This is a genomic window from Thalassotalea hakodatensis, assembly GCF_030295995.1.
GTDB lineage: Bacteria > Pseudomonadota > Gammaproteobacteria > Enterobacterales > Alteromonadaceae > Thalassotalea_C > Thalassotalea_C hakodatensis.
This window is the reverse complement of record NZ_AP027365.1, coordinates 3,108,515-3,123,299: the sequence shown is the minus strand read 5'-3', so window position 1 is coordinate 3,123,299 and position 14,785 is coordinate 3,108,515. Positions and strand designations below refer to the sequence as shown.

At 39.2% G+C, this 14,785-nt stretch carries 13 protein-coding genes; 12 read left to right on the top strand and 1 reads right to left on the bottom strand.

Going from position 1 to position 14,785, the window contains the following annotated elements; translation table 11 throughout:
- The first annotated feature begins 24 nt into the window (after nt 1-24).
- The gene (locus QUE72_RS13835) at nt 25-2,991 is read left to right on the top strand and encodes a TonB-dependent receptor (protein WP_286269605.1); all 2,967 of its coding nucleotides are present in this window, start codon (nt 25-27) and stop codon (nt 2,989-2,991) included.
- 80 nt (nt 2,992-3,071) lie between these two features.
- On the opposite strand, the gene QUE72_RS13830 is transcribed toward QUE72_RS13835, so the two are convergent.
- Nucleotides 3,072-4,211 (bottom strand): methyltransferase, encoded by a 1,140-nt coding sequence (locus QUE72_RS13830; protein WP_286269604.1) that lies wholly within the window; start codon nt 4,209-4,211, stop codon nt 3,072-3,074.
- 89 nt (nt 4,212-4,300) lie between these two features.
- On the opposite strand from QUE72_RS13830, the gene QUE72_RS13825 reads away from it, so the two are divergent.
- The 11 genes from QUE72_RS13825 (at nt 4,301) to nqrE (ending at nt 14,744) form a co-directional block, all read left to right on the top strand.
- Entirely contained in the window at nt 4,301-4,876 is a 576-nt protein-coding gene (locus QUE72_RS13825; protein WP_074497172.1) for an alpha-ketoglutarate-dependent dioxygenase AlkB family protein, read from the top strand.
- A 125-nt stretch (nt 4,877-5,001) separates the two neighbouring features.
- Nucleotides 5,002-5,331, top strand: a complete 330-nt coding sequence (locus QUE72_RS13820; RefSeq protein WP_074497174.1) for a BolA/IbaG family iron-sulfur metabolism protein — start codon at nt 5,002-5,004, stop codon at nt 5,329-5,331.
- A 122-nt stretch (nt 5,332-5,453) separates the two neighbouring features.
- The gene (locus QUE72_RS13815) at nt 5,454-5,978 is read left to right on the top strand and encodes a TRAP transporter small permease subunit (RefSeq protein WP_074497177.1); all 525 of its coding nucleotides are present in this window, start codon (nt 5,454-5,456) and stop codon (nt 5,976-5,978) included.
- Nucleotides 5,978-7,363: a TRAP transporter large permease gene (locus QUE72_RS13810; protein ID WP_286269602.1), complete on the top strand. Its 1,386-nt coding sequence runs from the start codon at nt 5,978-5,980 to the stop codon at nt 7,361-7,363. The genes QUE72_RS13815 and QUE72_RS13810 overlap by 1 nt, the downstream gene beginning before the upstream one ends.
- 23 nt (nt 7,364-7,386) lie before the next feature.
- The gene (locus tag QUE72_RS13805; protein ID WP_254849537.1) at nt 7,387-8,484 is read left to right on the top strand and encodes a TRAP transporter substrate-binding protein; all 1,098 of its coding nucleotides are present in this window, start codon (nt 7,387-7,389) and stop codon (nt 8,482-8,484) included.
- 122 nt (nt 8,485-8,606) lie between these two features.
- Nucleotides 8,607-9,797, top strand: a complete 1,191-nt coding sequence (gene fabV / locus QUE72_RS13800; RefSeq protein ID WP_286272988.1) for an enoyl-ACP reductase FabV — start codon at nt 8,607-8,609, stop codon at nt 9,795-9,797.
- Between the two features lie 371 nt (nt 9,798-10,168).
- On the top strand, nt 10,169-11,518 hold the full coding sequence (locus QUE72_RS13795; protein WP_074497234.1) for a Na(+)-translocating NADH-quinone reductase subunit A: 1,350 nt from the start codon (nt 10,169-10,171) through the stop codon (nt 11,516-11,518).
- Between the two features lie 2 nt (nt 11,519-11,520).
- Nucleotides 11,521-12,723, top strand: coding sequence for an NADH:ubiquinone reductase (Na(+)-transporting) subunit B (locus tag QUE72_RS13790; protein ID WP_074497184.1), 1,203 nt, complete (start codon nt 11,521-11,523; stop codon nt 12,721-12,723).
- A complete protein-coding gene (locus QUE72_RS13785; RefSeq protein ID WP_074497186.1) occupies nt 12,713-13,492 on the top strand; it encodes a Na(+)-translocating NADH-quinone reductase subunit C in 780 nt (259 codons plus the stop codon). Before QUE72_RS13790 ends, QUE72_RS13785 begins: the two co-directional genes overlap by 11 nt.
- Nucleotides 13,492-14,115 carry an NADH:ubiquinone reductase (Na(+)-transporting) subunit D gene (locus QUE72_RS13780; protein WP_074497189.1) on the top strand — a complete coding sequence of 208 codons (624 nt, stop codon included), beginning with the start codon at nt 13,492-13,494 and terminating at the stop codon, nt 14,113-14,115. The genes QUE72_RS13785 and QUE72_RS13780 overlap by 1 nt, the downstream gene beginning before the upstream one ends.
- Before the next feature lie 5 nt (nt 14,116-14,120).
- Nucleotides 14,121-14,744 (top strand): NADH:ubiquinone reductase (Na(+)-transporting) subunit E, encoded by a 624-nt coding sequence (gene nqrE, locus QUE72_RS13775; protein WP_074497190.1) that lies wholly within the window; start codon nt 14,121-14,123, stop codon nt 14,742-14,744.
- The last annotated feature ends 41 nt before the right edge of the window (nt 14,745-14,785 follow it).

Sequence of the window (14,785 nt, the reverse complement as noted above, 5' to 3'; positions counted from 1 at the left end):
TGTTACAATTCAGGAAACACAATAATGATGAATACAAAAACAATATTAAAACGTTCAGCTTGTGCATTAGCCGTTGCGTCAGCTGTTGCGATTACAACACCAACTATTGCAAATGATGCTTTTAACGGTACGGTTAAAGGGGTTGTTTCTTCGGCAAGTAATCAACAACTTGCAGGTGCAACTATCACCTTGAAGCATAAAACCAAAGGTATTACTCGTACGATAATTACTGATGAGAATGGTAATTATACGCTTCGGAAGTTACCTATTGGCTTATATACAATGACCATTGAAAAGTCAGGTTTTGAACAAATACAAGCGCAAGATTTACTCGTTAAAGTGGGTAGTGCCATTGTTTACAATGGGGTGCTATATTCAAGCGGTACTGATATGGAAACCATTCAAGTTACTGGTAGTCGAATTGCGCCTGTTAATATGGAGTCCTCAGCAGGTGGTATTGTAATCACTGCAGAAGAACTTGAACGCTTACCCGTTGAAACTGGTTTTGAATCTATCGCGTTACTTGCGCCAGGTGTAGTTGGCAGTAACAGCTTTGGCGCTTCAAGTGTCGGGGGAAGCTCCTCAGCAGAAAATGCGTATTACCTAAATGGTATTAACATTACATCAATAAAAACAGGTATTGGTTCTATCGGTCTTCCATGGGAAGCAGTAGCACAAACTGAAGTGATTACGGGTGGAGTAGCACCAGAGTTTGGTGGTGCATTAGGTGGGATTGTTAATGCAGTATCTAAGTCAGGGTCAAATGAATGGGAATTTGGTGCATATGGCCGTATCGATCCAGCTGCGACACAATCACAGCATAATAACTTGTTAACCACTGAAGGGGATTACTTTTCGAATACGGAGCAAGACGAAAGCACTTTCACTCGTGCCTCAATTTGGGCAAGTGGCGCATTAATTGAAGATTCACTGTTCTTCTACGGTATTTATGCGCCACAAAAAAATGAGTACGATGCAGCGGGTAGAAATACCATTGATATTGGTGAAAACACGGCAGATCGTTACTTAGCAACACTTGATTGGTTTATTAATGATGACCATTCAATTACAGCAACCGCGATTGGCTTTACTAATAAAGGCAAAGGTAAAACGTATGCCAATGATTGGGAAACACAAGATGTTGGCGAAGAATTAAGTCATTATAAATCACGCAGTGGCGGCGATATATTTGGTTTAACGTATTCTGGTATCTTAAATGACGACATGTCAATCGAGGTTGTTGCAGGTAGAACCAAAGACAAAACTTATAATACTGCAACAAGTAGTGACCCACTTGTATGGTCACAATTGACAGGGGGTTGGGTTAAAGTTTCTCGAGAAACAGCTTCATCAATTACTGAAAGTGAGTTTGTACGTGATCAGTTTCGTGCAGATTTTAGTTGGATGCTAGAAAATCACGATATTAAAATTGGCTTTGATTACACCAATATTGCAATTGAGTATGAAAACAGCCCTAACGGGGTAGGTGATCGAGTTGGTTGGTGGGATGTTTATTATGCATGGGCGAACAACCCTGTAGATTATCCAGTAGGTGACCCATATATTCGCCAGCGTATACGTACTGACTTTACAGACTCAGAAGTAAGCTCTAGCGCATTATATATTCAAGATACTTGGGCTGTGACTGATCAACTCGTGTTAAATCTGGGCTTACGTTACTCAAATGTATACAACACCGTTTCTGACGGCCGTAAATATGTTGATGTAAAAGGCCAGTTTGCGCCGCGTGTACAAGCTATTTATGATTTAGAGGGCGATGGAACTTCAAAAGTATATGCAACTTTCGGTCGCTACTTTCAACCTGTATCTGCAAATATGAACATTACACAAGGCGGCCAACGTCGTGATGTAAGACGTTTTTATGAACTTGGTCAAGTTGATGCGAACGGAGAGGTTGTTCTTGATGCCGACGGTGCACCGAATGTTGGGGATTATTTAGGTGAAAATGTTGTGCAAGAAGGTATTAGTGAACCTACCTTAATTGCTAGCCAAGATATGGAATCTATGTATTCAGATGAATTTACTATCGGTTATGAAAGTGAATTTATGGAGGGTGATTTAGTGTACGGTATTCGCGGTATTTATCGTGAGCTAAAACGTTCCATTGAAGATACTGACTATGCACCTGTTTTACAAAAATGGTTTGCAGAAAACGGTATGTCAGGGGCTCCTAATAGCGCATACGTGCTTAATAACCCAGGTTCTGGCTTAGACATCAGCTATGACTTTGACGGTGATGGCGTGGCAGAAAGAGTTAATATTCCTGCGAGTTATATTGGCTTACCTGAACCTGAACGTAAGTACGCTGCCATTGAAAACACCTTATCGGGTAAAATAGGTGAGAAGTTTAACTATAACGCTTCTTATACATGGTCACATAGCTGGGGTAATACAGAAGGCTTAGTGCGTACTGATAATGGCCAGGCTGATCCAGGTTGGACTACTTCATATGACTACGCTGAGTTGATGGATCATTCAAATGGTAATTTACCTAATGATCGCCGTCATTCATTTAAGTTAAATGGTTACTATCAAATTAATGATGAATTAACACTTGGCTTTAACACGCGCATTGCTTCAGGTGCACCGTTCAGTAAGTTCTCTCGTCATCCATTGGGTGTTGACAGTTGTGCTGCCGGTTCTGTTTGGGAAGCTTGTTCTGGTGCAGGGTATGGACATGTATCGTTTTATGACGCAGAGGGTAATCCAGCTCCTCGAGGTGTTTACGGTGAAACTGACTGGCTGAAAGAATTCGATATGAGTTTAGCGTACAACACTAACATCGGTGAAGGCGACTTAATGTTGAAAGCGACAATCTATAATGTCTTTAATTTTGATACGCAAACGTCTATACAACAAGCATTTTCTCGTGATGGTGATAATGGTATTGAAGAAAACCCAAATTGGGGCATGACTACAGGGCGTTTAGGCGCTCGTTACGTTAGCTTTGAAGCACGTTATAGCTTTTAATTAAACCACAAGTAACGGTTTACCGCGTTAACCTATTTAACGTGGGTATATAAAATGCTCGACACTTAGTTTCGAGCATTTTATTTTTTCGCAGAGAAGATCACGAATTTCTTATTACTGGCGATTAACGTTGCGTTACCAAAAATACGCTTTAATTTGATGTGATAGCCAAGTTGTCTGTTACCTACAATGGTTAATGTTCCGCCTTTTTTCAACACACGGTAGCAGTCGTTGAACATCTGCCAAGCAATATGATCAGTAGTGGCATTTTGTTGATGAAACGGTGGGTTACATAAAATTTTATTTGCACTTGATGCTTGCTCGTCTGTTAAACAATCATTAATCATAAAACGACATTGATCTAGAAGCTGTGGCAAGTTATGCGCAACAGTGTCTCGAGCTGATGCTACTGCCATATATGATTCATCACTAAAGGTGAGTTTCGCGTTTGGTTGTTGTGCTAGAATATGTAATCCCAATACGCCATTACCACAACCTAAATCAATTAGATGTTCATGTTCAGCAACATTGGGTAAATGTGCTAATAACAACTGAGCGCCAATATCTAATTTGTCTCTGGCAAAGACATTTGCATGATTGACTATTTCAAATTGATGGACTTCTGTTTTCCAGCGTTTTACGATTGGAAAAGTAGTATCAGTAACTTCTGCGTTAAGTTCTGAAAAAACTAAACGTGACTTTTTTACCGCTAATGACGTTGTGGTAGTGCCTAAATAACGCTCGAAATATTTTAAGGTATTGCTGTGTATGTTTTTCGCTTTATCTACCGCGATAAATATCAGCTTACTATTAAAAGTTTGCCTAATCTTTTGCAGTTGTTCTTTCAGTAAGTTGTTACTTTTTGGTATTTTATACAACACAATGTCAACATCAGCGGGCAACTCGCTTACACTGGTTATTTGCGTAAGATTTTCCAGCGATAGATGGTTATGTTCAGCATTATTCTTTAAGCCACATTCACTGATATATGAATCTGAAACGGTGGTTACTTTTTGCAAAGGAAAATTTAACGAGATAGCACCAAAGTTATCGTTCATCACTAAAATATGACTTTCGTGGGTCAGTAACCCCGATTCTTGAACATGGTTAATGATATATTCGTCTGCAGAATCCCATGCTTGTAAACTACGTGTTACTTGGCTTGCGGGATATCTTTCTAAAAATAGGTTTCGATCATTTACAATAAAAGGGCTAATCATGATGTTTATACAGTGCGGATTGGCTGGAAGCAGAAAGTACATTGTGCCAAAATTCGTGTATCGACTCTATATAAAATTAAGAGCTTGTTATTAAAATTCCACTAACTGATGCTGATGTTACCTTTTTACCTAATTTTATTGCATTGTCTGAAAGTAAGGTATTGGCTCAACAACTATACGCCGACATACCTTGGCGGCATGATGAATTAATGATGTACGGAAAGCCTGTTAAAGTACCTCGGTTACAGGCATGGTATGGTGATCAAGGTACGGATTATACCTATTCACAATTAACAATGGCGCCGTTGCCTTGGACTAATCAATTACTTACGTTGAAACAGCAAATAAGTGAAGCGACAAATGCAGAGTTTAATTCTGTTTTAGTCAATTGCTATCGGAATCATCAAGACTCAGTGAGTTGGCATAGTGATGACGAGCCAGAATTAGGTGAAATGCCTGTGATAGCGTCGTTGTCGTTGGGTGCAGAGCGCTTTTTTCACTTAAAACATAAGTTCAAGCCTTTATCACATAAGTTTAAATTACCATCTGGTAGTTTGTTGATTATGAAAGGAAATACTCAGAAGTATTGGCAACATGCTGTACTTAAATCACGTATTTATGCACCAATGCGGATTAATTTAACCTTTCGAAAAATAATTAAATAAATTTTAGTTTTACTAGCAAAGAGTTAGTGTTTTAAGCGATAATTTAGCCATCTAGATAGATGGCTAAATTATCATGGCTAACTAAACTTAAGCCTGAGCATGATGAAAAATAACAAGGGAATTTTATGAGTATCGAAGTTGTCATTGAAGAAAAACTCTTGTCGGCATTTTCTCCCATTCACTTAGATGTTGTTAATGAAAGTCACCAACATAATGTAGCACCCGGCAGTGAATCACACTTTAAAGTTATTATCGTTTCTAAATCTTTTGAAGGAGAGCGGTTAATTAAACGTCATAGAGCAGTGAACGCGACGCTATCAGAAGAGTTATCTGAGCACATTCACGCATTAGCATTGCATACATATACTGAAAAAGAATGGCTAGAATATTATGCCGATAACACGCCGCTATCACCAAAGTGTTTAGGCGGCAGTAAAAAAGAGCAGCGTATCTAATTTATGTAGCTGTTATTCCAATAGAGCCATAAGGTGATGTTATCTTATGGCTTTTTTGTTTCCTGCGATGAAAAAGCTTGCTAAGCTGTAACGTACAAAAATAAGAAAAATTATTGACTAATATGTCTGTGTCTAAACTAGAATCTTTTGTTAAACATCTCGATACTTTTACTGAATATACTGGCCGTATTATTTCCTGGTTTTCCTTAATCATGGTGTTACTCACGTTTACCATTGTTATATTGCGGTATGGTTTCAATATTGGCTGGATAGCCATGCAAGAATCCGTGCTGTATTTTCATGGTTTTGCCTTTATGCTGGGAGCAGCTTATACGTTAAAACATGATGGACATGTTCGTGTTGATATTTTTTATCAAAAATTTTCGCCGAGAAATAAAGCCCACGTCAACTTTTTTGGCAGCCTGTTATTGTTGTTGCCTGTGTGTATTACCATTGCAGTGATCAGTTGGGATTACGTAGCAACGTCTTGGCGAATATTAGAAGCTTCAGGCGAAGCCGGCGGCTTGCCATTTGTCTTTTTAAGTAAATCATTATTAATATTGCTTGCCTTAACATTAGGTATTCAAGGTATTGCCGAGTTACTCAGAAGCCTTAAGCAAATACAAGAAAGTCAGGAGCACAAATAATGGAATATTTGTCTTTAGTGATGTTTCTTGTTGTTTGTATTGTGTTGTTATTTGGTTACCCGGTGGCGTTAACCTTGGCTGGTACCTCGTTAATTTTTGCAGGTATTGGTTGGAGCGTTGGGGTTTTTGAAGCGGGTTTCTTGAACGCATTGCCAAACCGTATTTTTGGGGTGATCAATAATCAAACGTTATTAGCGGTTCCACTCTTTGTTTTTATGGGAGCCATGCTTGAACGGGCAAAAATTGCTGAAAATCTACTGAATGCCATGTCGATTTTATTAGGGCGTTTTAAAGGTGGTTTAGGGATTTCAGTAACACTAGTGGGAATGTTACTTGCTGCAAGCACCGGTATTGTCGGTGCAACAGTAGTAACTATGGGGTTATTATCATTACCTACCATGCTTAAACGTGGTTATAGCCCACAATTTTCAACGGGAATTATTTGTGCAACGGGTACATTAGGACAGATTATTCCACCTTCAATTGCCTTAGTGTTATTAGGTGATGTGTTATCAAGCGCCTATCAACAGGCACAGTTGAATATGGGCATATTTAGCCCAGAAACCGTTTCAGTAGGGGATTTATTTGCTGGTGCAGTAATACCAGGACTGATATTAGTTAGCATGTACTTACTTTACTGTGTCATATATTCAGTGATTAAACCTGAACAAGTGCCGAGTTTAACCGTGCAAGATATCAAAGATATTAAACAGGAACGCTCAATTATTGAGTTAATGTTTTCAGCATTGATCCCACCTTTATTGCTGATTGTTGCAGTGCTAGGCTCTATTTTATTAGGTTTTGCCACGCCAACTGAAGCAGCAGGAGTTGGTGCAACAGGCTCAATTTTGTTAGCGCTATGGCAGAGACAATTAACATTGATTAATTTAAAAGCGGTGATGGATAGCAGCTTAAAAATTACCTCAATGGTATTTTTAATTTTTATCGGTGCTAGTTTATTTTCCTTAGTGTTTCGTGGTTTTGGTGGTGAAGATCTCGTTCATAGTTTTTTTCAACAGATGCCAGGTGGCGTAGTTGGCGCAATTATCATTGTGATGGCGATTATCTTCTTGCTCGGCTTTATTCTTGATTTCATTGAGATCACGTTTGTTGTTGTGCCCATTGTTGCACCCATTTTACTATCGATGGGGGTAGATCCGCTTTGGTTAGGGATCATGATTGCCATCAACTTACAAACCTCTTTTTTGACGCCCCCGTTTGGTTTTGCTTTATTTTATTTAAGGGGCGTAGCATCATCTGCGGTGAAAACTGCTTCAATATACAAAGGTGTTATTCCCTTTATCATTATACAGTTGATACTATTGATGGTGTTGGCGCAGTGGCCTGAATTAGTAACATGGTTACCGGAAAAAATTTATGGTTAATAATAAAAAGGAAAGGAAAACCAATGACAATAAACATGATTAAAAAGTGGCTTGTAGGATGTTTAGCATTCGCAGCCTTAGTGGGTTGTAACAGCGAACAAAAGCAAGATACCAATGCGAATGCACAACCGCAAAAGCAATATCAATGGAAATTGGTAACTTCTTGGCCGAAAAACTTTCCCGGTTTAGGATTAGGCCCTGAAACATTTGCTAAGTATGTCAATGAAATGAGTGCAGGTCGATTGACGGTAAAAGTGTATGGTGCTGGAGAGCTTGTACCTGGTTTTGAAGTCTTTGATGCGGTTTCTCAAGGTACAGCCGAAATGGGGCACAGTGGTGCATATTATTGGAAAGGTAAAATGTCAGCGGCACCTATTTTTAGTGCTATCCCCTTTGGTATGACCGCCACAGAGTTTAATGCTTGGCTACACTTTGGTGGTGGCCTTGAAATGTGGCAAGCATTATACAAACCATTCGGTGTAGTACCTATGGCGGGTGGAAATTCAGGGGCGCAATTTGCGGGTTGGTTTAAAAAAGAAATCAACAGCGTTGAAGATCTTAAAGGCTTAAAAATGCGTATCCCTGGTCTAGGTGGCGAAGTTTTAAAACGCGCAGGTGCTATTCCTGTTAATTTGACGGGTGGCGAAATATTTTCTTCTTTACAAAGTGGTGCGATTGATGCGTCAGAATGGGTTGGCCCATATAACGATTTAGCGTTTGGTTTTCACCAAGCGGCGGAGTATTACTATTCATCTGTATGGCATGAAACGGGCACAAATTTAGAGTTTTTAGTCAATGAAAAGGCGCTAAACTCATTACCAGAGGACCTACAGAAAATTGTTGAAGTCGCCGCACGTGCCGTCAATCAAAACATGCTTGATGAATACAACGCCCGTAATAATAATGCGTTACAAACACTCATTAATAAACATAATGTGCAAGTAAAACAATTTCCTGCTGATGTTATGTTAGCGTTAAAAAGTTACACCAAAGAAGTGATCGAAGAAAAAGCCAATGCTGATGAAACATTTGCAAAGGTATGGGCGTCGTATAGTGAGTTTTTAGCCAATGCGCGCCAATATAACGATTTAACAATGAAAGCCTATTATGAAAATCGTTAAATCATAATTTTAATCATGACGCTTGCGTTGCAAGCGTTTTTTTCAACTGCTCGTACCTCTTATTTTAATAACAAGGGTACACTATGCGGCAATTTAGTAAGAACAACACGAAAGGCGTTTATATGGTCATCAAACCTAAAATCCGTGGCTTCATCTGTACAAATGCACACCCAGCAGGGTGTGAAGCTCATGTTAATGAACAAATAGCATATGTAAAAAGCCAACCTCAACCGGAAAACAAACCTAAAAATGTGTTAGTGATTGGGGCATCCACCGGTTATGGATTGGCATCTCGTATCACGGCTGCTTTCGGCTGTGGCGCAAAAACCTTAGGTATTTTCTTTGAGAAAGCACCTACAGATAGAAAAACAGCCTCAGCGGGTTGGTATAATACTTCAGCGTTTCAAAAAGCTGCTGATGCAGCAGGATTGTGGTCAAAAAATATTAATGGCGATGCCTTTTCCCATGAGCTGAAAGCGAAAGCGATTGATGTTATCAAAGAAGAACTTGGCCAAGTAGATTTGATCATATACAGCTTAGCTTCTCCACGTCGTACAGATCCTGATACAGGTGAAGTGTATTCCTCTACGTTAAAGCCTATTGGTCAAAGCGTGACTACCAAAAATTTAAATACGTCTAAGCGCATCATTGACTCGGTCAGTGTTGAACAAGCTACCGAAGAAGAAATTCAAGGTACTGTTGATGTTATGGGCGGTGCTGATTGGGAGTTATGGATCAAGGCGTTACAAGAAGCAGACGTTTTAGCAAAGGGCTTTAAAACAACTGCTTACACTTATATAGGTAAAAAATTAACCTGGCCAATTTATGGCCATGCAACAATTGGTCGTGCAAAAGAAGATCTTGATCGCGCAGCAAGTGCGATTAAAGCGTCAACGGAAAATATTTCAGGCCAAGCCTATGTTACCTCATTAAATGCGGTAGTTACGCAAGCAAGTTCTGCGATACCAATTATGCCACTTTATATTTCAGCAATGTTTAAAGTGATGAAAAGCGATGGTACCTATCAAGGCTGTATTGAACAAATTCAATCATTATTTAATGAAAACTTATATAGTAATACACCGCGTTTTGATGAAGCTGGTCGCTTAAGCCAAAATTATAAAGAGCTTGAAGATAGCGTACAAGAACGTGTTCAAACGATTTGGGATTCTGTTGACAGCGATACCATTGATGAACTTACGGATTATGAAAGCTACCATAATGAGTTTTTAAAGTTATTTGGTTTTAATGTTGCTGGTGTTGACTATGAAGCGGACCTTAGTCCAGTGACAGAGATAAATAATTTAGTGTAAAAATTACTAACTTATAACTATTGATGTAAAAAAAGAGCAATGATTTTATAACATTGCTCTTTTTTGTTTTTGTAAGATTATTAAAATCGAGTGATTAGTCTAAAAAAACAGCAAAGTCGTAAAAATAATACAGAAAGTGTTACAGGATAATGGCGCAATTCTCTAAAATTATGCTAAAATTCGTGCCAGAATATTTTTAACTTAAGAGCCGGTAGATACTTTTTGTTAGCGTAATGTTAATAAAGAGCTTTTCTACTGAAATACACTGAAATCAAATGTTTTCTCACTTAATTACTTTAAGGTTTTGATTTAAAAGTACTTAGGTGAGAAATCGGCTGATTTTTACTCCCGTCAAAGTAGTGCAAGTGTTTATGATTACAATAAAAAAAGGTCTGGATGTTCCTGTTCAAGGTGCTCCCCAGCAAGTAATCCATGATGGTCCGTCCATCAAAAGCGTTGCGACACTCGGTGAAGAGTATGTGGGTATGCGACCAACCATGTTTGTTAAAGTGGGTGATCGTGTTAAAAAAGGTCAAGCGCTTTTTGAAGACAAAAAGAATGCTGGCGTTAAATTCACAGCTCAAGCTGCAGGTGTAGTAACAGAAATCAATCGTGGTGAAAAGCGTGTGTTACAGTCTGTTGTTATCACTCTCAATGAAGAGTCAGATAGTAACGAACAAGAAACATTCGCTAAATATGCTGAATCTGATTTAGCCACCATTAACCGTGAAGATGTTGTTAGCAACTTGGTTAATTCTGGTTTATGGACCGCACTTAGAACGCGTCCATATAGTAAAATTCCAGCGATAGACTCCACCCCAAAAGCTATTTTCATTAGCGCAATGGATACTAATCCGTTAGCTGCAGATCCTGAAGTGATCATTAATGAACAAAGCGAAGCCTTTAAACACGGTTTAACGGTATTAAGCCGTTTAACAGAAGGTAAAGTGTTTGTTTCTAAAGCACCTAATGCAAGTATCCCAACAACAGGTAATGAAGAAGTAAATGAATTTTCAGGTAAACATCCTGCTGGTTTAGTAGGTACCCATATTCATTTCTTGTCACCAGTCGGTGCTGAAAGCATTGTATGGCACATTGGTTACCAAGATGTTATTGCTTACGGTAAATTATTTACTACCGGTGAAATTGATGCAACACGTGTTGTTTCGATTGCTGGTCCAGAAGCAAAGAATCCAAGATTAGTTCGTACACTTACTGGCGCAAGCACAGAACAGCTTATTGCTAATGAAACTAATGATGTTGAATTACGCGTAATTTCTGGTTCTGTATTGCAAGGTTGTGAAGCTGCTGGCGTTCATGCTTATTTGGGGCGTTATCACACACAAATTGCGATATTAAAAGAAGGCCGTGAGAAAGAGTTTATGGGTTACATGTACCCAGGACCGAATAAATTTTCGGTGACTCGAGCTTACATGTCTCATCTTTTTCCAAGTAAATTATTTAACATGACAACAACAACTAATGGTAGCCCACGTGCCATGGTACCTATTGGTAACTATGAGCGTGTGATGCCGTTAGATGTACTCCCTACCGTGTTATTACGTGATTTATGTGCTGGAGATACCGATGGCGCTCAGCAACTTGGTGCTCTAGAGCTAGACGAAGAAGATTTAGCGTTATGTACGTTTGTTTGCCCAGGCAAAACAGACTACGGCGTATTACTTCGTGACTGTCTAACCACAATAGAGAAGGAAGGTTAGTCATGGGCTTGCAAAAGTTTATTGAAGATATCGAGCCGCATTTTGAAAAAGGCGGCAAACATGAAAAATGGTTCGCTTTATATGAAGCGGTAGCAACAGGTTTATTTACACCTGGTTATGTGACTAAAGGTAAAACGCACGTACGTGATAGCATTGACTTGAAGCGTATTATGATCACAGTGTGGTTAGCGGTGTTTCCTGCCATGTTTTTTGGTATGTACAACATTGGTTTCCAAGCGACTGAAGCATTAGCTGCTGGTTACGCTTTACCTGATTCTTGGCAGGTTGGTTTATTCCAAATGCTAGGTGGTGAACTTTCAGCTGACGCTGGCTGGTTTGCGATGATGCTTTACGGCGCATGTTTTTTCCTTCCTATTTATGCGGTTACCTTTGCGGTAGGTGGTTTTTGGGAAGTATTATTTGCGGCTGTACGTAAGCATGAAGTAAATGAAGGCTTCTTTGTTTCATCTATTTTATTTGCATTGATTCTTCCTGCATCAATTCCATTATGGCAAGTTGCTATCGGCATCACTTTTGGTGTTGTTGTGGCAAAAGAAATCTTCGGTGGTACAGGTAAAAACTTCTTGAACCCTGCTTTAGCGGGTCGTGCGTTTTTATTCTTTGCTTATCCGTTAGAAATTTCTGGTGATGCAGTGTGGGTAGCGGTTGATGGTTTCTCAGGAGCTACAGCGTTAAGTGCTGCTGCTTCAGGCCAACTTAGCTATGCATTAGATGCCAGCTGGTGGAACGCATTTTGGGGTTATATCCCAGGCTCTGTTGGTGAAGTATCTACATTCTGTATTTTACTCGGTGGTGCTTATATCCTCTATAAAGGTATAGCTTCGTGGCGAATTGTCTTGGGTGTATTTTTAGGTATGGTGTTAACGTCTTATCTATTTAATATGATTGGTAGCGATACTAACCCGATGTTTGCTATGCCATGGTATTGGCATTTTGTACTCGGTGGTTTTGCCTTCGGTATGATGTTTATGGCGACAGACCCTGTATCAGCTTCATTTACCAATACTGGTAAGTACGCTTTTGGTGCCTTAGTCGGCATCATGGTAGTGCTTGTACGTGTTGTGAACCCAGCATTCCCAGAAGGTATGATGTTAGCGATATTATTTGCTAATTTATTCGCACCATTATTCGACTATTTTGTCGTTCAATCGAATGTGAAACGGAGGCTTGCACGTGTCAGCTAAAAAAGAAACATTTGGTAAAACGCTTGGATTTGTTATTGCAGTATGTTTAGCATGTGCTGCATTAGTATCAATTTCAGCGGTTCAATTAAAGCCTCTACAAGTAGAAAATAAACTATTTGATCAACAAACAAAAATTTTGCAAGCAGCAGATATTTTGTCAATGACAGATGGCACAAAAGCGTCAATTCAATCGACCTTTGAGCAATTTGTTGATGCGAAAATGATTGACTTAGACTCAGGTGAGTTTATTGAAGGCAACCCGAAATTATTTGATGAACGTCGTAACGCTCGTGATCCTGAAAAGTCGTCAGATCTTGAAGAAGATATTGCGGGCATTAATCGTCGTTCACACACTGCCGTTGTTTACTTAGTGAGCAATGGTGCAGGTGAAATTGAAACGGTTGTCTTACCTATCGTAGGTTCTGGTTTATGGGACTTAATGTATGGTTATGTTGGCTTAAAGTCAGATTTAAATACGGTAAGAAATCTTATTTATTCAGACCATAAGGAAACTCCTGGCTTAGGGGCAGAAGTTATAAACCCCAAGTGGATTGCTAAATGGCCAGGTAAGAAAATTTACGATGAAGCGGGTAACGTTGCGATAGAACTTGTTAAAGGCGGTGCGAAAGCAAGCAATGAACATGGCGTTGATGCCCTGTCAGGTGCTACGCTAACAAGTAACGGTGTTACACGTACGTTGCAATTTTGGTTTGGTGAAAAAGGTTATAAGCCTTTCATTACTAAATTTCGTACTCAGGAGGTTAAATAATGTCTGCTGATAACAAAAGTGTTTTAACAAAACCGATTGTAGATAATAACCCGATTGCCTTACAAGTATTAGGGATTTGTTCAGCATTAGCTGTAACAAGTTCAATGACTAATGCCCTAGTAATGACAATTGCGGTAGTTATTGTTACGGGTTTTTCTAACTTGTTTATTTCGATTATTCGAAATCAAATTCCATCAAGTGTGCGTATTATCGTACAAATGGCAATTATTGCGTCGTTGGTAATTGTTGTTGACCAAGTGCTTAAAGCGTTTTCATATCAATTATCGAAAGAGCTATCAGTATATATTGGCTTGATCATTACTAACTGTATTGTTATGGGTAGAGCTGAAGCGTTCGCCATGAAAGAAAAGCCAGGTGTTAGCTTTTTAGATGGTATTGGTAACGGTTTAGGGTATGGCTTTATTCTTCTTGTTGTTGCTTTCTTCCGCGAGTTATTCGGTTTTGGTACCTTGTTTGGAATGGAAATATTACCATTAATTCAAAATGGTGGTTGGTACCAAGCAAACGGTGTATTAGTATTGCCATTTAGCTCATTCTTTATCATTGGTTTTATCATTTGGGCGATTCGCCAATGGAAACCAGCTCAAGTTGAGAAGGACTAATCACGATGGAACATTACATAAGTTTATTTGTTAAATCGATTTTTATCGAAAACATCGCGTTAACCTTCTTTTTAGGGATGTGTACATTCTTAGCCGTATCTAAAAAAGTCAGTACGGCGATAGGTTTGGGTGTAGCGGTTATTGTTGTACTTGGTATCGCAGTACCTGCTAACCAAGTTATTTACCAAGCGATTTTAGCGCCGGGTGCATTAGATAGCGTATTAGGGATCACTGATCCAGCTGAATCAGTTGATTTAAGCTTTTTATCTTTTATTACCTTTATCGGCGTAATCGCTGCGTTAGTACAGATCCTTGAAATGGTACTAGATAAATATTTCCCACCGCTATACAACGCATTGGGTATATTTTTACCGTTAATCACAGTTAACTGTGCAATTTTCGGTGCGGTAGCATTTATGGTTGCTCGTAACTATACATTAACGGAGTCACTTATTTACGGAGTTGGCTCAGGTGTTGGTTGGGCATTGGCTATCATCTTACTTGCAGGTCTTCGTGAAAAAATGAAGTATTCTGATGTACCAGATGGCCTTAAAGGATTGGGTATTACGTTTATTACTGCAGGATTGATGGCGTTTGGCTTTCTTTCTTTCGGTGGTATTTCGTTATAATAAGATTAACGTAGAAAGTAAGTTCTGCTTGCTTTCTCAAG